Source organism: Acinetobacter sp. ANC 3929 (genome assembly GCF_000369405.1).
In the GTDB taxonomy this organism is placed as follows: Bacteria; Pseudomonadota; Gammaproteobacteria; order Pseudomonadales; family Moraxellaceae; genus Acinetobacter.
Genome location: NZ_KB849999.1, coordinates 952,258 through 972,646 on the forward strand (window position 1 = coordinate 952,258; position 20,389 = coordinate 972,646).

15 protein-coding genes and 2 rRNA genes are annotated in these 20,389 nt (G+C 41.0%); 3 read left to right on the forward strand and 14 right to left on the reverse strand.

Annotated elements, in window-relative coordinates:
* Window positions 1-2 precede the first annotated feature (2 nt).
* The 5 genes from filE to F909_RS08480 form a co-directional block, all read right to left on the reverse strand.
* On the reverse strand, window positions 3-1,286 hold the full coding sequence (gene filE, locus F909_RS08500; RefSeq protein WP_005151347.1) for a putative pilus assembly protein FilE: 1,284 nt from the start codon (window positions 1,284-1,286) through the stop codon (window positions 3-5).
* Window positions 1,286-2,950 carry a putative pilus system OmpP1/FadL family transporter FilD gene (locus F909_RS08495; protein ID WP_171067313.1) on the reverse strand — a complete coding sequence of 555 codons (1,665 nt, stop codon included), beginning with the start codon at window positions 2,948-2,950 and terminating at the stop codon, window positions 1,286-1,288. Before F909_RS08495 ends, filE begins: the two co-directional genes overlap by 1 nt.
* A 15-nt stretch (window positions 2,951-2,965) precedes the next feature.
* Window positions 2,966-4,111, reverse strand: a complete 1,146-nt coding sequence (locus F909_RS08490; protein ID WP_005151351.1) for a putative pilus system protein FilC — start codon at window positions 4,109-4,111, stop codon at window positions 2,966-2,968.
* 45 nt (window positions 4,112-4,156) lie between these two features.
* Entirely contained in the window at window positions 4,157-4,990 is an 834-nt protein-coding gene (locus tag F909_RS08485) for a putative pilus system C39 family peptidase FilB (RefSeq protein ID WP_005151353.1), read from the reverse strand.
* A gap of 410 nt (window positions 4,991-5,400) precedes the next feature.
* Window positions 5,401-6,405 carry a putative pilus system protein FilA gene (locus F909_RS08480; protein WP_005151354.1) on the reverse strand — a complete coding sequence of 335 codons (1,005 nt, stop codon included), beginning with the start codon at window positions 6,403-6,405 and terminating at the stop codon, window positions 5,401-5,403.
* Window positions 6,406-6,913: 508 nt separating this feature from the next.
* Between F909_RS08480 and F909_RS08475 the strand changes: the two genes are divergently transcribed.
* Window positions 6,914-8,263 carry an anthranilate synthase component I family protein gene (locus tag F909_RS08475; protein WP_005151356.1) on the forward strand — a complete coding sequence of 450 codons (1,350 nt, stop codon included), beginning with the start codon at window positions 6,914-6,916 and terminating at the stop codon, window positions 8,261-8,263.
* 14 nt (window positions 8,264-8,277) lie between these two features.
* Here F909_RS08475 and hisC read toward each other — a convergent pair whose 3' ends face one another.
* Both hisC and hisD read right to left on the reverse strand, forming a co-directional pair.
* Entirely contained in the window at window positions 8,278-9,363 is a 1,086-nt protein-coding gene (gene hisC, locus F909_RS08470; protein ID WP_005151366.1) for a histidinol-phosphate transaminase, read from the reverse strand.
* A gap of 61 nt (window positions 9,364-9,424) precedes the next feature.
* Window positions 9,425-10,714, reverse strand: coding sequence for a histidinol dehydrogenase (gene hisD, locus F909_RS08465; RefSeq protein WP_005151370.1), 1,290 nt, complete (start codon window positions 10,712-10,714; stop codon window positions 9,425-9,427).
* Between the two features lie 257 nt (window positions 10,715-10,971).
* Here hisD and F909_RS08460 point away from each other — a divergent pair, with 257 nt between their 5' ends.
* Together F909_RS08460 and F909_RS08455 are read left to right on the forward strand one after the other, a co-directional pair.
* On the forward strand, window positions 10,972-11,403 hold the full coding sequence (locus F909_RS08460; protein ID WP_005151372.1) for a carboxymuconolactone decarboxylase family protein: 432 nt from the start codon (window positions 10,972-10,974) through the stop codon (window positions 11,401-11,403).
* Window positions 11,404-11,408: 5 nt separating this feature from the next.
* Window positions 11,409-12,281, forward strand: coding sequence for a sigma-70 family RNA polymerase sigma factor (locus tag F909_RS08455; RefSeq protein WP_005151373.1), 873 nt, complete (start codon window positions 11,409-11,411; stop codon window positions 12,279-12,281).
* A 45-nt stretch (window positions 12,282-12,326) separates the two neighbouring features.
* Here the strand turns inward: F909_RS08455 and hisG are convergent, their stop codons facing one another.
* From hisG to F909_RS08420, 7 genes are all read right to left on the reverse strand, one after another.
* The gene (gene hisG / locus F909_RS08450; protein ID WP_005151374.1) at window positions 12,327-13,016 is read right to left on the reverse strand and encodes an ATP phosphoribosyltransferase; all 690 of its coding nucleotides are present in this window, start codon (window positions 13,014-13,016) and stop codon (window positions 12,327-12,329) included.
* On the reverse strand, window positions 13,013-14,272 hold the full coding sequence (gene murA, locus F909_RS08445) for a UDP-N-acetylglucosamine 1-carboxyvinyltransferase (RefSeq protein ID WP_005151376.1): 1,260 nt from the start codon (window positions 14,270-14,272) through the stop codon (window positions 13,013-13,015). The genes hisG and murA overlap by 4 nt, the downstream gene beginning before the upstream one ends.
* A 6-nt stretch (window positions 14,273-14,278) precedes the next feature.
* The gene (gene ibaG / locus F909_RS08440; protein ID WP_005151378.1) at window positions 14,279-14,530 is read right to left on the reverse strand and encodes a BolA family iron metabolism protein IbaG; all 252 of its coding nucleotides are present in this window, start codon (window positions 14,528-14,530) and stop codon (window positions 14,279-14,281) included.
* 137 nt (window positions 14,531-14,667) lie between these two features.
* The gene (gene hpf / locus F909_RS08435) at window positions 14,668-15,009 is read right to left on the reverse strand and encodes a ribosome hibernation-promoting factor, HPF/YfiA family (RefSeq protein ID WP_004655596.1); all 342 of its coding nucleotides are present in this window, start codon (window positions 15,007-15,009) and stop codon (window positions 14,668-14,670) included.
* 172 nt (window positions 15,010-15,181) lie between these two features.
* Entirely contained in the window at window positions 15,182-16,630 is a 1,449-nt protein-coding gene (locus F909_RS08430) for an RNA polymerase factor sigma-54 (RefSeq protein WP_005151380.1), read from the reverse strand.
* Window positions 16,631-16,923: 293 nt separating this feature from the next.
* Window positions 16,924-17,038: ribosomal RNA gene (gene rrf, locus F909_RS08425) — 5S ribosomal RNA — on the reverse strand.
* A gap of 205 nt (window positions 17,039-17,243) precedes the next feature.
* Window positions 17,244-20,136, reverse strand: a 23S ribosomal RNA gene (locus tag F909_RS08420).
* Window positions 20,137-20,389 lie beyond the last annotated feature (253 nt).

The following is a 20,389-nucleotide window of genomic DNA, read 5'->3' on the forward strand; positions in this document are numbered from 1 at the left end:
CATTACTGTAAAACCGAAAGTTTTATCTGTCCTTGATTCGAAAGCTCTTGTTCAGGCACATCAACTGCGGAGGCTAATGGTGTCATCATCATATATCGTGCATCTTCAGGTACTTTAAGCACCCCTTGAAGTGCCGCATGTTGCAACACTGTTGCTGTAGTGTTTTTATTCTTAAAACCACTGACACCTTCTGCTATACAACCTTTTTCATCCAAAAATACAACCAGAGGCCAGTAATAAACGGGTTTATCATTAGTCGATGCATATGAATCCATTTGCATATATTGAATTGCTGTATCTAGCTTCACAATCTCATATTCAAATTTTTCTTTAAGTGGTTTTCTTGGCCATAAACCAACGTCCTTATTCAAGGATAGTGTTTTGATATTTTTTTTATAATCACTTAAAAAACAACGATCATTTTCAAATGCTGATTTCAAATCTTCACTAGATAAACGCACATAAGTTCCCGACAGTGCAATCGGAGCCGTTGACTGTTGTGAGCGATTGAACAATTTATCTATGACCGAGCGGCTAACACCTTTTTTCCGTTCTACAGTTTCCATCCGCCCATTGCCATCTGGCATAGTATAAAACCGTTTCTTACCTTCTAAATTAAACTCTTGGTTTTCTAAATACTCATTATTGACATAGCTCACACCATCAACCTGGCTAAATCCAGCCAATGTTTGGGCTTCTTCTCGAGGAGGAGGAGCTATATCTGTTGGCGGCACTGGAGACTTCGCTGTAACAACAGCAGCAGGTTTTTTTTCTACAATTGATTTTTCTACCGCCAATGTACTAGTAGAGGCTTGAGTTATAACTGGTCTTTCAATTTTTGCTGCTAGGGGCTTTTCTAAAACCTCACTAATCTCCACCTTTCTTTTAGACGAAATATTTGGTTGCTCAACAACTTTAGGTACTACAATCTGTTGTGATCCCACAGGTTCTACAATTTCAATTTTTTTGATTGTATTGAGTTGCTTTTGTTGAGATTCTAACTGTTTGAGATCATCTGCTTTTTGCTGAGGAGGTGGTACTGAAACCTTCTTCTCAGCATTATTAGTTTGGATAACAGATTGTGTATGTTTTTCACTATTCACTTGTTGCGTATGCTTATTAGGCTCTGGTTCTTTTTTTGCAACTTTCATAGGCACAACCATTGGGCGACCATCTGGCCCAATAATCGTATAGAAACCATCTGCATAAACAGTCGAAACACTTGATACCATTAAAAAGAATAATGAAATAGCAAGTGTCGATTTTTGAGTCCTTTTCTTTTGCATTACCATCTTGTTCTGTAGTTAATCCCAAGTAAAGTTACTTTCGTATTTGTTTTCACATTCAAGCCCGCATAAGGGTTTAATAAAATATTATTTACCCCTGTTTGGTTTGACAAACTACTTGTATTGGCTGGAATATCATCACGACTGCGTAAAAACCCCAGTGACAAATCTAAATCGGTATCCTGATCAAAACGATAACCAATACCTAAACCAAATAATTGCGCATTATTAATTGGTACCATGGTATTACGTTTATCATCAGGAATTGAACTCGTACGCGGTTCATATCCCATACGCAATTTTAATCGATCTGTTGCAGAATACTCTAAACCAATCCCCCAACGCCAAGATGATTGAAATTTTAAGGGTAGGGAAAGTGAACGATCTGTCACGTCTGAAGATAATAATTTAGCCACTTTTAATAATGAGATTTGTCGATCAAACTCAAACTTAAACTTATCCCATGCCGAGAAGTCCGTCCAACCTAAGTCAAAGTTTACCTGTAAATCTGGTAAAATCTTATACTTAATACCGGCTTTAAAATGCTGAGGATACTTAAAATCCATTGCCAATAAACCAGATTCTGTCGCGGGAGCATAACCAGGAAAACCAAGAATTGCGGCAAGAATCTGCCCTGTTGCTGATGAGTTTAGACCCGCAATTAATTCACGCGGTGCATTAGCAACATTAATTAAGTATTTACCATGTAAGCGCATCTTCGCTTCACTTTGATATACCATCCCGAAGCTAAAATCATCAGTAGGTTCCCAAAGTAAGCCTAAGTTATAACTTGGGCTGAGCGATTGCTCGAGTGAAACATCTAAAGCACCCACTTTACTAAAAGGATTCATTCCCTCTTTGGCATTACACATACCGAAAAGTAAAAGATCCGTAATAATGTCGCCATTTTCCTTAAATGGCCCACAAACGACTTCATCCACCATACGTAGCACCCCAATGAGTTCATTTGGGAAACGTAAATCTGTTTTCATGGCAATCGCTTGATAAGACATGCCAAATGAAGCACCTAAATATAAGTGATCGTTCACCTGATAGCCAAATGATGGTGACAAATAGGTAATACGCTCTAAAGCTACTTGTTGCCCCATGTAGTTACTTGGATTACCATCTTCCGCACCAAAACCTGCAACAAGTGGCGCATATATTGCCGTTGCATAGGTTACTTTTGAACCTGGTGGTTTATAAGAAATACCCGCTGTTGGTGCGACTAATGGGGAGTTCGGGCCTAAATCTACAATTTTCTTTAAAACAGGTACATAAATACTGGCATATTCAACATCACCATGTACTGTTCCTTTGTAATCTGTACAAATATTCGCATCGATTTCAGGCCCATCATTACAAACCAATGGGTCATCAGAATAACCAAATACGTTATAGCCCGCTGGTGCCGAGTAATCTCTTTTAATTGCAAAATTAGCGAGAATCCCCTGCACATCTGTTTGCAACCCATCTAATTTAGCAAGTGCTGCTGGGTTAAAGTGAACCGCACTGATACCTGGTGGATCAGCAGTGACTGCATTTCCTAAGGCCAAAGAACGCAGATCTACCGATAAGTCTTGTCCGAGTTGTGCATGAGTCGCACTCGATAGCCCAGCAAAAAAAATTGCTATCGTTAATGGACATAATTTAAGGTTTCTCACCATTATTACATCTCCTTAACGAATTTTTTTGCCAAAACCTATGATATCAAGTGGGAAAGACAAGCCCAGTGATACATCTGGCGCGTCTTCGGTTAAACCAATTCCCACAGTACCATTTACGATTGTTTCAGGAGAGACTCGCACCCCCAAAGCAAATGACAACATCGCACTACTTTGGTCCGCAGATTTATAACTTTCGTCATTGCTGAAATAGAATTTTGCCCCAGTATTAAAACTTTGCTGATATGACATGGTCAAAGACACATCATAGTTAAAGGAATAAGCGAATCCGAAAGAGAATCCACCACTTAGACCTGGGTCAAAACTTTCTAGAACTCGGCTACCACGTAATTGATTAAGTCCGGACTCTTTCAAACCATAACTCGTTGAAACAGAAGCAAATAAAACAACAGGGTCAATATATTTACGTGTACTTGCCCCAGCACCTACCGAGTAATAGCCTTTACCAGTTGATAACTCATCTACCCCAACCTCATAAGGGCTATCGCCTGTTTTAGTCGATAAGCTACCAAATAGAACCAAGGGTAAGCGCCCCTGTTTTAATGGGAATGGTTCCCAACGCGCACCAAAGTTAATATCACCCAATCCTGCTGTCGTTGTATCTTTCAATAACTCTTTTTTCGCGACAAAAGGTAATGAAGCAGATAAGGTTACATTGTCCAATAAACCATACTGAACTGTAAAAGTGTTGGTTAAAGTATGGTTTGCATCTTCTTCAACACGTAATCTAGACAATGAGCTATTGCTATCATTTAGTGCCAAATCAAGGCGACTATCTCTGTAGTAGGTATAATCCAAATCATAATAAGATGAAAAAATACCTTTCTTAATTAATGAATACTGACGCTCATTTGAAGTAAACACTTCTTGTAAATTCGTTTCTTGCGTAGCATCACTTTCTTTTTTTTGCAAAGCCGTAGCTGCTTGATCCGCTTGGCTATTCTCAGCAACAACAGTAGCCTCAGTGCTTGCACCTGCTGAACTGTCAGCTGCTGTATTCCCCTGTACCTTAACTGCTACCTTATCCGTTTCAGACGATGCTGTCTCGACAGATGGTTGTTGTTCTGCTGCGTAAAGTGTTGATGTGATGGCGCTTAGACTTAACGCTAACACACTCATATTCATCCATGTACGATTCATTTTACTTTGCATCCTATTACATTAATTTTACTGTTTTTTCTAAACTTACTTCCGCTTGTAATATAAGCGCATATAGGTCGTTATTGGTTGGTTATAAGTCGCTGAGTTAGTATCTGCATCTAATACCCGACGCATTGTTGAAGCTTTATCTGCAAGACGTTCAAATTTCTGTGTTGGGAATTGAATTTCTGCAAGGGCATATTTGTTTACTGTTGCATCTTCAACGTGACGCATATCTGAATCTTGAAGTGCTAATAAGCTTTTCTGATACTGCTGTGGAATATCAACGATAAATAAAGTGTTATTATCCCAAATCTCTTTGAATCGAATTTCATCAAAACTAATATTACCTAGCGCAGGATCAGCAACATAAACTCGCCCATCTTTATATGCTTTATATACAACAAAATGTTTAAAGCCCGCATAAGTAATAGGTACAATTGCGGGTTGCTTTAATGCGGTAAGATCTGAAAACTCCCCACGATAGCCGCCGCTATTAATCCCTAAAGCAGAGACAAAGCGTTTCATATCTAACAATGAAAAACTACGGCGCTCAATGATGCGTTGATACTCACCGTATTGCAGAAGACCGCTCATTGTTTGTTGTTCTGTTAATTTTAATCCACCGTAGCCATTTAACAGTGTAGTCAATGCTGCTGAACCACAGCTATAGTCATACGCTTGGCGTACAATCCCCCTAAACTGATCTTCTACCGCTGGTTTGATCACCACTGCTTCACGATGATTTCGCGTAAAAGAGGGATAACGAGAATCCAAAGTTTCTGTATAATAAACAGAACCTTCAGGTTTTTTTTCTATTTCAAAGGCTTGCGTTGTAAAGTAATACATCAATGCCGAGCCTAAAGCGATCTCTAACATAAGTCTCTTTTTCTAACAATGGCAACACTTGCCTTATTCGTTTTATTTTTAGTGTCTATGACACTCCATCCCTGCCTGTTGAAGATAACGTTTTTTATAAGAAAAAACACCTTTTTTTTAGTTATTTTTGACAGAATGTTATTTTTTTTATTATTACACCTACAAATTGACAAAAAACACTTCTAAGCACACACTTTTATAACAATAATTTATTTTATTATTTTTAAAGTTTGATGAATTTTCATGTCATTTTTATAAAAGTATTTATATTGCTGGCATAATATAACATTGGTAAAACACCATAATTAGCATCACTTAAAACTAAAGTTTTTCTCCGACTTTGCGATTAAACAGAGCATGTAAAAAAACAAAAAAAGCGCATAAAGCGCTTTTTTTGTTTTGGTAACTGATTAGTGACCAGAAATCGTGATTGCAGCACCTTTGACATCACCACCCGCTGTATGCGTTGGGTTGTAATAGGTTTGTAATCCTTGAACTTCTACGTCGCCAATTGCGTTCGTACCACGAGTAGTTGCTGAACCACCATTTTTACTACCTAAATATACACCATTGATATAGATATCTTGTGCAGTTTTACCACCAACAATTTGTAAGTAGCCAGCAGTTGCATTGGTTGCACCTGATTTACCGACAACACTGATATCAGCATCAACAGTTAAGTTTTGATTAGTCGCATCAGCAACTTTGATACTATCAATGTGAATTTCACCAGCAGCACGGTTTGCAGCTGAAGAACCATCTTTAGTACCTAATGCAGTTGAGTTATCAAGAATACCTAGATTTTTAATTTCTAAACCGCCAGTCATTATTGTATTCAACTTGATCATTGCACCTTGTGGCGCTGCACCAAGTTGAATATTCGCAGTCATTGTACCAGTTTTTAAGCTTAAACCAGATAGAATCGCATTTTCACTACCCGCTACAGCACCACGACGGATACTTGTTGCGCTTGTAGTACCTGACTTAGCTACGCTAATTTTACCAATATTAATATTTAAACCAGAAACATTAGCCGCTACATTTAGGAAAGCACCATTTGCGCCTGTACCCGCATCAGTATCGATTACAAGGTCAGCCAAATTTCCAGTAGGTAAAAGCGCAGCTGTATTTGCACTAATTACAATACCTTGTGTTTCGTTCACATCACCAGTAACACCGTTACCAGAGATAACAATCGCACCAGCTGTAGCTGTACCACCTGATGTTGTAGCCAAACCATCATTATCGTGAATTAAAACTTTTTCGATCTCAACTTTAGAGATACCAAGACCAATATTAATACCGTCTTGACCTGTTGCAGCGCTTAGTGCAGCATCATCCATTGACTGCATAGCCATTGCATTTGCGCTAATCGCCATTGAAGAAACTAAAGCTAGTTTAGTAAACATTTTCATTGAGCACTCTCCCAAGAGCATTTATTTTTTGACTTACACTACTCTAAACTGTCCACGGTCGTTTTATTCTTAAATGACAACTTGAACTTCCAATCCTTGAGTAGTTCGCTTAGCAATTACTAAATTACCTGTTTGTTATTTTATGTTCAACTCCTGTTAACTGCTTTTTGACTACAAACCGACAAACGGCATATAAAACACTCAACACTATTCTTTATAAAAAAACACTACAAAAACTTGTAATCATTGAGTATTTTTTAAAGACTTTTTTTACACTAAATTCAAATTTGAATAGTTTTACCATTCATCACATCAAAATTCTGATAAGAAGCGTTAACAAAAACGCTTTTTTATTTTTTTATTTGATAAATACATCATTTATTTTATCTAAGTAATGCTGCCCAAATTTCATCCACTTTCAGCATAAGCTTTGATAAAAAACAGCCCGAACTTTTTGGATGTAGTACAATTCCTTTCTCCAAATGTAGATATCAGTCTTTCCGTTTATATGTCCTATTTTGAGCAAAAACTTAATACGCCACTCACTTCTGCATTTGACCTTCTTGCTCGCCTTTATGATTTAACAGGATTGGTGTATTTATATGATCAAAATACGCCAACCATTGCCTTTTTACCCCAAGAACTCTTAGTTTCTCAAAACTCTAAACTGCAACAAGTTCAACAAATACACTTCAATCAATATCACATAAAATCAGACGCAGCTTCACTTTTAGAGTTCTGCAAATTCCATCAATCCTCTAATACCACCAATACTAAGGGCTTTCATGGGGGATATATTGGCTTCTTTAGCTATGACTATAGTGCCAACCAATTTATTAAAATTGATGCTCATCCACAGCCAAATTTTTTCTTAGGACGATACTCAAGTTTTTTAAAATTTGAAGAAGATGCTTGGTACTTTTATAGTTATAGTGATGAAGAGCAAGCTGAGTATATTTATCAAGAGATTTTGGCTCGGATCAATCACCCCAAACAAATTCCAGCACTTTCTTTAGACCAGCAATGCCGCCCTCGTTGGTCCAAACCAGAATATTTAAATGCTTTTCATCAGGTACAGGAATACATCAAAGCGGGTGATTGCTATCAAATTAACTTGACTCAAGAATTTACAGCACAGGCACAAGGTTCACTTTTGAGCCGTGCTGATGAGTTATGGAAACTGACCCACGCACCTTATGCAGGTTATCTTAAATTAGCTGATTTTGAACTGTTAAGTTGTTCACCTGAACTATTTATTGAATTTCAGACCAATCGACAAATAAAAACACGTCCAATCAAAGGCACGATGCCGCGTTTTGATGACCCACAACAAGATCAGATTTCAAAAGACAAACTCAGTCATTCTGAAAAAGATCAGGCTGAGAATGTCATGATTGTAGATCTGCTCCGCAATGACTTGAGTGTCTATGCTGAAATAGGCTCTGTCAAAGCCACCAAACTATTTGAAATAGAAAGTTTCAATCAAGTTCATCACATGGTCAGTGAAATCACGGCAAGCTTGAAACCTGAAATCAATCCAATGCAGATGCTCTTATCTGCCCTGCCAGGTGGTTCAATCACAGGTGCACCGAAGATTCGTGCCATGCAAATTATTGAAGAACTCGAAGGTGCACCGCGTGGTGCTTATTGTGGCAGCTTAGGTTATTTTAATTTCGATGGTACAGGCAGTTGGAATATCTTGATTCGCAGTATTCAAAAGTATCAGGACCAATTATCAATGTGGGCAGGTGGTGGCATCACCATCGCTTCTGATGCGGAAGCCGAATATCAGGAATGCTTTGATAAAATTTCAGCCATGCTTGATTTGCTCAATACATGGCAGACTTCTAAACAGTAAACTTCAATACAGATTTATAAAATTTGCGTTTTAAGTGTATCCACTAGACGTTGATTTTGTTCATTTGTACCAATCGTGATACGTAAAAATTGATTAATTCGCGGCTTATTAAAATAACGCACAATAATCCCCTGTTCACGCAATTGTTGAGACAACTGAGCAGCGTCGTGTTGAGGATGCGTAGCAAAAATAAAATTAGCTTTCGATGGCAAGACATCAAAGCCTAAAGCCGTGAGATCACCTACCAGTTTTTCTCGGCTGTCAATCACTTTGGCACATTGCGCCTCAAAATAAGCTTGATCTTCAAATGAAGCCACCGCTGCTGCAATCGCAAAACGATCGATTGGGTACGAATTAAAGCTATTTTTGACTGCTTCAAGTGCCGCAATCAAATGCGCTTGCGCAATCGCAAAACCAACACGTAAGCCAGCAAGCGAACGTGACTTCGATGTTGTTTGGCAAACGACTAAATTATCATATCGATTGATCAGTCGTACCGCGGACTCAGCGCCAAAATCAACATAAGCTTCATCAATCACAACGACGCGATCTGGATTTGCCTTCAGCACCTGTTCAATCTCATCTAAACCAAGCGCAATACTGGTTGGTGCATTTGGATTGGTGATGATAATGCCACCATTTTCCTGTTCATAATCTGATACATCAATTTCGAATTTTTCATTCAAAGGAATCTGTTTCGTTTGTGTCGCAAAGAATTGGCTATAAACAGGATAAAAACTATAGGTAATATCTGGATAAAGAATCGGCTCTTTCTGGATAAAAAAAGCTTTAAAAATATGTGCTAAAACTTCGTCAGAACCATTGCCGACGAACACTTGAGTCACATCAACCTGCTGCTGCTTGGCAATCGCCTGTTTTAAAGCAGTCGCATCAGGATCTGGATATAAACGCAAAGCATCAGCTTGATCAGTTAAAACCGCCTGTACAGCTTCCACCACTTTTGCAGATGGTGGATATGGATTCTCATTGGTATTGAGTTTGAGTAAGTTCTGAATCTTAGGCTGCTCACCAGGTACATAAGGCTCTAATTCACGTACCTCTGGACTCCAAAAACGCATTTGTTCTGCTGTAAACGTCATTGTTCTACTCTCATGTATCCTAAAAAAGGGGCTAACCAGCCCCTATCAATCTTTGAATCGGTTATTGGTAACGATAACGGGCTGAACGCGCATGGGCATCAAGATTTTCTTGCACTGCCAACACATCGGCTGCTTTTGCCAAGCTTTTCACACCCTCTTCAGAGCACATGATCAAGCTAGAGCGCTTTTGAAAATCATACACACCAAGTGGCGAAGAAAAACGTGCTGTCCCCGATGTCGGCAAGACATGGTTTGGCCCCGCGCAATAATCACCGATGGCTTCTGGCGTATAACGTCCCATAAAGATTGCCCCTGCATGACGAATGTCCTGACTCATCAACTCGGCCTCATCAAGACAGAGTTCCAAATGCTCTGGTGCCACCTGATTAATCAGTTCAATCGCTTCTGCACGATCTTTTACCAACACCAATGCACCACGATTTTGAATCGACGTTTTGGCAATTTCTGCTTTTGGCAATTCGCTTAAGTGTTTTTCAATCGCGGCTTCAACTGCATTTAACAGCATTTCATCTGGAGTAATGAAAATGGCTTGGGCAACAGTGTCATGCTCTGCTTGAGACAATACATCCATGGCTAACCATTCAGCATTATTTTCACCTTCGGCGTACACCAAAATTTCCGAAGGCCCCGCTATCATATCAATACCGACTTGGCCAAAGACCGCACGTTTTGCGGCTGCTACAAATCGATTACCAGGCCCAGTAATTTTATCTACTGCAGGAATGGTTCGTGTTCCATAAGCCAATGCAGCCACCGCTTGCGCTCCACCAATGGTAAACACACGGCTCACTCCTGCCAAATAGGCAGCAGCTAATACCAATGGATTCAACTCACCATTTGGTGCAGGTACCACCATGATAATTTCTGGGACACCGGCGACATGTGCCGGCAAAGCATTCATGAGTACAGATGATGGATAAGAGGCTAATCCACCCGGTACATAAATTCCAACACGATCCAGTGGGGTGACTTTCTGGCCCAAGGTATTCCCCAGATCATCGACATAAGTCCAACCTTCCTGCTTTTGTGCCTGATGGAAAGAACGAATGCGTTTTGCAGCAAGTTCTAATGCTTCACGAATTTCAACACTTAAACCATCAAATGCGGTTTTAAGCTGTGCTTGAGTCAGTTCTAAATCAGAGAATTGATGCGCTGGATGTCGATCGAACTGTTGCGTTAATTTAAGCACATGATCATCACCATGCTGACGCACATCAGCAATAATTTGATCTACAGTTTGTATTAATTGAGGATCATTAACCGTTTCAAATGCTAAAAGTTCAGCAAATGTCTGTTTAAAATTTTGATCCTGAGTCGATAAACGTCGCATCAATTTACCCACAAGGCGAAAAAGAGAACGCTAAGTTTACTCTTTTTCAATACGCTTGTGGGCACAATGTAGGCTAAAAAAATCAATGGGGAGGAATGAGTTCTTCGATCAACCTATCATTCTGCTTTTATTTGCTTACTCAAAATATTTAAGCAACAAGAACAAAAAGTTAAAAATTATTTTACTTCCCGTGTCACAAAGCAAAAGGCTGACTCGTCAAATAAGTACCTATATTGATTTTAATCAGGAATATTACAATGACGATGCTCAATATTCATCCTAAAAAACATTTACCAGAATCAATCCATTATCTCTATCAGGTTCATCAAAATATTCTCGACTTGGACCTGATTGATCGCTCACTTTATCATCTTGTTCTATTACGCGCCTCACAAATCAATGGCTGTGCTTTTTGTGTGAAGATGCATATTGCGGAGGCCTTGGCAGATGGTGAAGTACAATCACGCTTGGACCGCTTGGTGGTATGGCGACATTGCAATGATTATACAGATCAGGAAAAAGCCGCCTTTGCTTGGGTTGAAGCACTCACGACTTTGCACGCGCTCACTGATTATGAGCCGTTACGTATAACACTATTAAAATATTTCAGTGAGCCACAAATTTCAGCTTTAACTTTACTGATTGGCATGATTAATTTGTGGAATCGAATTGCAATTTCCCAACATTAACATCTATGAAAGCATCAGGCACGATTAGCCAACATGATTTAACGATTTTCGAGACAAGCCGAACATTTCTGTTCGGTCTTGCTTATCGACTGCTGGGAACAACAAGTGATGCTGAAGATGTCTTACAGGATATTTTTATAAAATGGCAGCAGCAACCTAGGCAAGATATTATCAATCCTCAAGCTTGGCTGACCTCTGTATGTACACGCCATTGTATTGACTTACTGCGTGCTCACCACAGATCTAGAACTGAATATACTGGAACATGGTTACCTGAACCCTATCATCATACAGAAACATTCTCGGTCGAATCCGACTATACGCTCTCTACCGCCTTCCTTTTGGTTCTTGAAAAACTTTCAGCTAAAGAACGAGCGGCATATTTACTGCATGACATCTTCAATCTTGATTATATTGAAATTTCAGAAATCCTTCGGGAACAACAAAGTAATTGTCGACAATTGGTGGCCCGTAGTAGAAAACATATTGCAGATGAACCTAACGTTCTCTCGAATCATCCTACTCAGCAGCAAATCAAACTACTCAATGCATTCAAGGTCGCCATTCATTCACATGACCTGAATCAACTCACACAATTACTTAGTGACGATATCCAATTTGCAGCGGATGGCGGTGGTAAAGTCTCAGCGATTCGGCAGCCTTTCATTGGCCAACCGCCTATATTACGTTTCTTTGAACGCCTGCTTTTTCAGGCGTGGACTGAACTCTCTTGGGAAATGTGCCATCTCAATGGCAGTGTCGGTTTTAAGCTCTATGACTCAAACTATTGCTGTGTCATGGTACTTACTTTTGCTTTCAATGATCAGCAACAACTGCAAAGCATTTATTCTTTACGTAATCCAGATAAACTCAAATAAAAAGGCCAACCGAAGCTGACCTTTTTATTCAATTCAATCTAAAATTTAGTTTTGACGTGCTTTAATGGCTTGTTCAAGTTGCGTTAAAATCGGATTCAAAACCGCTTGCTTACGCTTAAAACTCGCCTTATTGACGATTAAACGTGAAGACACTTTGCAAATTTCTTCTAAAGGCTCCAAGCCATTGGCACGTAAAGTATTCCCCGTATCAACCACATCGACAATGTAATCACCCAAACCAACCAAAGGTGCAAGTTCCATTGATCCGTATAGCTTAATGACATCAACCTGCTCACCGAGGCTTGCATAATATTGACGGGTCAAGTTGACATATTTGGTTGCGATCTTTAAACGGCCTTTTGGTCGTTCCATGCCGACTTTACCTGCAGTCATCAACTTACAATTGGCAATTTTCAGGTCAAGCAACTCATAAACATGTTGTGCACCATGTTCCATCAAGACATCTTTGCCTGCTACACCAAAGTCTGCCGCACCATTTTCAACATAAGTCGGTACATCAGAAGCACGTAAAATCAAAATACGAACTTTTTTGTGTGTCGTTGGGAAAATCAATTTGCGTGATTTATCTGGATCTTCAAGTAAATTGATACCCGCCTTTTCAAGCAAGGGTAATGTTTCCTTTAAGATACGGCCTTTGCTGAGTGCTAAAGTTAAACCATGATCAAAATTGCCCATTACGTCAAAATTTGGATCATCGTTTCTTAAGTCATTCATCCTTTTACTCGCTTAATCTGAGCACCTAAACTTTGCAATTTTTCTTCCACATGTTCGTAGCCACGGTCAATGTGATAGATACGGTCAACCAGTGTTTCACCTTCAGCCACCAAAGCAGCTAAAACAAGTGAAAATGAAGCACGTAAATCAGTTGCCATGACAGGTGCAGCCTGAAGTGTTTCCACACCTGTAACAACCGCATCATGCCCTTCAACTTGGATGTTAGCACCCATACGTGAAAGTTCTGGGACATGCATAAAACGATTTTCGAAAATCGTTTCAGAAATCGTTGCAAAACCACGCCCAATCACATTGACTGCCATAATTTGCGCTTGCATATCGGTTGGGAATTCGGGATGCGGCAATGTTCTAAAGCTCACGGCTTTAGGACGTTTGCCTTGCATATCCAACTCAATCCAGTCATCACCACGAGTGACTTCCGCACCCATTTCTTCAAACTTATCCAATACTGCTTCTAATAGTGAAGGATCGGTATGTGTAGTCTTCACTCGACCACCAGTAATAGCAGCCGCAGCCAGATATGAACCCGTTTCAATACGGTCAGCAACAACGGCATATTCACAGCCATGCAAGCTTTCAACACCCGTTACGACAAGCGTATCTGTATCCAGACCTTCAATTTTAGCACCCATCTTAATCAGCATTTGCGCAAGATCGGTGATTTCTGGTTCACGAGCAGCATTACGAATTGTAGTCACACCATCAGCCAGTGCAGCAGCCATCAAGATATTTTCGGTACCACCAACGGTCACCATATCAAAAACGACTTCACCACCTTTTAAGCGACCATCAACTGAAGCATGGACATAGCCATTTTCAACTTCAATCTGTGCACCTAACGCTTCTAAAGCTTTTAAGTGTTGATCAACTGGACGTGAACCAATCGCACAGCCGCCTGGTAATGATACTTTTGCATTACCATAGCGTGCTAACAAAGGACCAAGCACTAAAATAGATGCACGCATGGTTCGTACAAGTTCATACGGTGCAAACTGGTTGTCTAATGTCGAAGCATCAGCACGAACTGTTTCACCTTCATAACTCATGGTCACACCAAGACCAGCAATCAACTTAACCAATGTATTTACATCTTTTAAATTGGGTACATTGGTGAGCGTAATCGGAGAGTCAGCAAGGATCATTGCTGCAAGTAAAGGTAAAGCTGCATTTTTAGCACCAGAAATGCGTACTTCACCTTCGAGCTTAACACCGCCCGTAATTAAAAATTTATCCATTAATATTTAAGCTCCGAAAAGGCTTGCTTTACGCCATTCGTCTTTTGTCATTGCGCGAATCGTAACAGCATGAACTGCACCACTCGCAATATAAGAATTTAGAGGTGCATAAACGGCTTGTTGACGAGCAACGGTACGTTTACCTTCAAACTGATCATCCACAATACGAAGGTCAAATTTTCCAGCTTGACCGCTCACTGCTACTTCTGCTTCAGGAAAAGCTTCTTTTAAAATTTGCGTGAGCTGCTCACTATTCATTACAAGGCCTCTTATACAACCATTGGTGTAAAACCAGCTATTTTACTATAACTTTTTCACATAATTCAGTAAGCAGTTTCTTTTTTTATCAATAAAAAAAGAGGCTTCACAAAAAGCCTCTTATATAAAATAAAAAATTAACTCAAAAGTGCCAGTTCATGCTGATACGAACATTGAATTTTTCGATGTTTCGCCAGCTGGCGTTTTAATTTATCTGTCAGTTTTCGAATCGAAGTATACATATCATCGGCTGTCGCCTGTGCAAACAGTTCTACCCCCGGCAAACGTATAATCGCTTCAGCGATATGATTTGCACTACCTTTGTGTGAACGTTTGTCAATTTGATGATCTTTAGCCAGTTTGATTTGCATACTATTGACCTGATCTAGATGTTTGGTCATTTGACTAAACTTTTCTTTTATATTTTCTTCAATGGCTGGTGTAATGGTTAAATGGTGCCCACGAATCGTTATTTGCATAATTCTATCCCTCACCTTTTTCTCAGGATACAAGAAAATCGCTTCAGCAAATTTAATGCACATTATTAGTGGTTCAACATCCATTAAATCATTTCAGCGATTCCTCTAGTGATCATTAAAAAAATTCATTATTCCGTAATAATGAACACCTAGAATAGTCACACCTTGAAATTTAGATCAAGACTTTTCTTTCAGAAGATGAGGCAATATGTAACGATTCACGATATTTTGCTACCGTGCGTCGAGCGACCTCAATCCCTTCATCCTTCAGCATTTCAGCAATTGCATTATCCGACAAAGGCTTACGCGGATTTTCACTCGAAACGAGTTTTTTAATCATTGCACGGATTGCTGTCGATGAAGCCTCACCACCCGTTGTTGTTCCCACATGACTAGAAAAGAAATATTTCAATTCGAATAAACCACGTGGTGTCAGCATGTATTTATTGGTTGTCACACGAGAAACCGTTGATTCATGTAATTCAACTTCCTCTGCTACATCACGAAGCACCAAAGGTTTCATTGCTTCAGGACCCTGCTCCAAAAAAGCTCTCTGATGTTCAACAATACAGGTCGCTACTTTCAACAAAGTCTTATGGCGCTCATCAATGCTCTTGATAAAATTCTTCGCTTCCAGCATTTGATTGCGCAAATAGACGTTATCATCACTTTGGTCAGCTCGACGAATCATCCCTGAATAAAAAGAATTAATTCGCAATTTAGGCAACACATCTGGATTGAGCTGAACTTGCCAATGTTGATCTTTCTTCGACACCACAACATCAGGGACTTGGTATTCTGATTCTTGTTGATTGAATTCCAGCCCAGGATATGGCTTTAAATTTTTCAACAAATCAACGGCACTTTTTAATTGCTCTTTAGATAGCCCCGTTTGCTTTAACAACTTATTCAGGTCATTCGAAATCAATAACTCGTAATATTTCAATAAGTTTCTAGCCTCAGCTAGATAGGGAACTTTTTCATTAAAAGTTTCCAGTTGAATTTTCAAACATTCTGCTAAATTTCTTGAGCCTACACCAATAGGATCGAGGCGTTGAATATGCTTTAAAACAACAATAATTTCATCATGTTCAACCTCTTCCTCACTCTCCATTTCCTGTAATAAGCGGGAAACTGCAAGCAAAATATCATCCAAATCTGCATCGAGGAATCCTTTATCATCAAGAGAGTCTACGATGCAATATGCAATCAATTTGTCTACCGTTGAAAAATGCAAGAGATTGACTTGATCTAAAATATGCTCTTTGAGACTCAGTTGTACTTGCCGATTGTCTTCTCTTTCTTCATATTCTGGGGAGGCCAACGCTGTGGATTGATGGGTATAAATATCATCCCACTCAGTATCGACAGGTAAATCATTTGGCAGATGATCCGCATTTAGTTCAGTGGTTAAGTCCCCGTTCTCTTTTTCTTCTAAGGAGGAAAGACTCTCCGTTGTTCCCATATCTTCAATTTTTTCAAGCAAGGGATTACTATCTAACTGGATTTGTATTTCTTGTTCGAGCTCTAAACTGGATAACTGTAAAAGACGTATCGCCTGCTGTAACTGAGGAGTTAACGATAAGCTGTTCGCAACTTTCAATCCAACAGATAATTTCATAGTCTTTCCTTTTATTAAGATAAGCAAAAAACATGCCTATAAAAATATTTATAACATAAAGCAATGTTTCCGCATACAAGGAAAAACCTTTTCAACTGACTTATCTGTTCAAAAAACTAGCATATGTCTAATCTTTTATAATAATTATCAAAAATTGTCAGAAAGGACTTTTCTTTACCCCGTCAGTGAAAGCCCTAACTCAGATTTTTCGATTAATTATCCCCACTATTTCTTTTCTTCCGCGCAATAAAAAACCCCCCTCCGCTAACGCGGAGGGGGTGTTTAAATTTAAAAGCTGGCGATGACTTACTCTCACATGGCAAGTGCCACACTACCATCAGCGCTAAGAGGTTTCACTTCTGAGTTCGGGAAGGGATCAGGTGGTTCACTCTTGCTATTGTCGCCAGCAAACTGTTGTGGTGCTTTCGGGTCTTATTTGTAGTGTATTCACCACATGCCTTACTTACGATCCAAAGAGTTATTAACGGATTAGATTATTGAGTCGAAGTTTATTGTTTAGCAATCACTAAATCAAGTTCTTTGTTCAAGATCAGCTTCAACTGATCTTTTATGAATCGATTATCAGCTTTACATACAACTGCTTGGGTGTTGTATAGTCAAGCCTCACGAGCAATTAGTATTGGTCAGCTTCACACGTCACCGTGCTTCCACACCCAACCTATCAACGTCCTAGTCTCGAACGGCTCTTTAGAGGAATAAATTCCTAGGGAAATCTTATCTTGAGGTAGGCTTCCCGCTTAGATGCTTTCAGCGGTTATCCCTTCCGAACATAGCTACCCGGCGATGCGACTGGCGTCACAACCGGTACACCAGAGGTTCGTCCACTCTGGTCCTCTCGTACTAGGAGCAGATCCTCTCAAATTTCCAGCGCCCACGGTAGATAGGGACCGAACTGTCTCACGACGTTCTAAACCCAGCTCGCGTACCTCTTTAAATGGCGAACAGCCATACCCTTGGGACCTGCTTCAGCCCCAGGATGAGATGAGCCGACATCGAGGTGCCAAACACCGCCGTCGATATGAACTCTTGGGCGGTATCAGCCTGTTATCCCCAGAGTACCTTTTATCCGTTGAGCGATGGCCCTTCCATACAGAACCACCGGATCACTAAGACCTACTTTCGTACCTGCTCGACTTGTGGGTCTCGCAGTTAAGCGCGCTTTTGCCTTTATACTCTACGCGTGATTTCCGACCACGCTGAGCGCACCTTCGTACTCCTCCGTTACTCTTTAGGAGGAGACCGCCCCAGTCAAACTACCCACCAGACATGGTCCTCGCCCCGGATTACGGGGCAGAGTTAGAACCTCAACATTACCAGGGTGGTATTTCAAGGACGGCTCCATTAGAACTAGCGTTCTAACTTCAAAGCCTCCCACCTATCCTACACAAGTAAGGTCAAAGTTCAATGTCAAGCTGCAGTAAAGGTTCACGGGGTCTTTCCGTCTAGCCGCGGGTACACCGCATCTTCACGGCGAATTCGATTTCACTGAGCCTCTGCTGGAGACAGCGCCGCCATCATTATGCCATTCGTGCAGGTCGGAACTTACCCGACAAGGAATTTCGCTACCTTAGGACCGTTATAGTTACGGCCGCCGTTTACTGGGGCTTCGATCAAGAGCTTCGCTTACGCTAACCCCATCAATTAACCTTCCAGCACCGGGCAGGCATCACACCCTATACGTCCACTTTCGTGTTTGCAGAGTGCTATGTTTTTAATAAACAGTTGCAGCGGCCTGGTTTCTGTGGCTGCCAATAGCTCAGGGAGCAAGTCCCATCACCGTCAGCAGCGTACCTTCTCCCGAAGTTACGGTACCATTTTGCCTAGTTCCTTCAGCAGAGTTCTCTCAAGCGCTTTGGTCTACTCGACCTGACCACCTGTGTCGGTTTCGGGTACGATTCCTGTGTAACTGAAGCTTAGAGACTTTTCCTGGAAGCATGGTATCAGCCACTTCACTGTACAAGTACAGCTTGCTATCAGCTCTCAGCATAGAGCACCCCGGATTTGCCTAAGATGCATGCCTACAGCCTTCCACCTGGACAACCAACGCCAGGCTGACTTAACCTTCTCCGTCCTCTCATCGCATTACACAGAAGTATTGGAATATTAACCAATTTCCCATCGACTACGCCTCTCGGCCTCGCCTTAGGGGTCGACTCACCCAGCCCCGATTAACGTTGGACTGGAACCCTTGGTCTTTCAGCGAACGGGTTTTTCACCCGTTTTGTCGTTACTCACGTCAGCATTCGCACTTCTGATACCTCCAGCATACTTCTCAATACACCTTCATCGGCTTACAGAACGCTCCCCTACCACTTACGCTAATGCGTAAATCCGCAGCTTCGGCACATAGTTTTAGCCCCGTTACATCTTCCGCGCAGGCCGACTCGACTAGTGAGCTATTACGCTTTCTTTAAAGGGTGGCTGCTTCTAAGCCAACCTCCTAGCTGTCTATGCCTTCCCACATCGTTTCCCACTTAACTATGATTTTGGGGCCTTAGCTGGCGGTCTGGATTGTTTTCCTCTTGACTACGGACGTTAGCACCCGCAGTCTGTCTCCCGGATAGTACTCATTGGTATTCGGAGTTTGCATCGGTTTGGTAAGTCGGGATGACCCCCTAGCCGAAACAGTGCTCTACCCCCAATGGTATTCGTCCGAGGCGCTACCTAAATAGCTTTCGGGGAGAACCAGCTATCACCAGGCTTGATTAGCCTTTCACCCCTATCCACAAGTCATCCCCTGGCTTTTCAACGACAGTGGGTTCGGTCCTCCAGTTAGTGTTACCCAACCTTCAACCTGCTCATGGATAGATCGCCTGGTTTCGGGTCTATACCCAGCAACTAAACGCCCTATTAAGACTCGATTTCTCTACGGCTCCCCTATTCGGTTAACCTCGCTACTGAATATAAGTCGCTGACCCATTATACAAAAGGTACGCAGTCACCGAACAAGTCGGCTCCCACTGCTTGTATGCATGCGGTTTCAGGATCTATTTCACTCCCCTCACAGGGGTTCTTTTCGCCTTTCCCTCACGGTACTGGTTCACTATCGGTCAGTCAGGAGTATTTAGCCTTGGAGGATGGTCCCCCCATATTCAGACAAGGTTTCACGTGCCTCGCCCTACTCGTCATCATTGTGTGTGCCCTTTCGTGTACGGGAATATCACCCTCTACGTTCGCACTTCCCAGAGCGTTCCACTAGAACACACACAACTTAATGGGCTGCTCCCCGTTCGCTCGCCGCTACTAAGGGAATCTCAATTGATTTCTTTTCCTAAGGGTACTGAGATGTTTCACTTCCCCTCGTTCGCTTCATAAGCCTATGTATTCAGCTTATGATACCCGCCTTATAGCGGGTGGGTTCCCCCATTCAGAAATCTCCGGATCAAAGGATATTTGCCGCCTCCCCGGAGCTTATCGCAGGCTATTACGTCTTTCATCGCCTCTGACTGCCAAGGCATCCACCACATGCACTTAATTACTTGACTATACAACCCCAAACAGTCGTTAACACATACAAGTGAGTGTTATCGTTGCAAACTTAATTGCTACTATCTGTTGTCCTGTGAATTTAATCACCGTACAGCTTCAATCTAATTCATATACCAAAACGCTTGATTCAGTTAATTTGCTAGTTCTCGGATTAAATATCTTCTTAACAATTGCTTGTTAAGCTTATATCTAATCGAGTTTGAACAATTTATTTCAGACTCAATTTTCTAATCTGTTAATGATTAACTA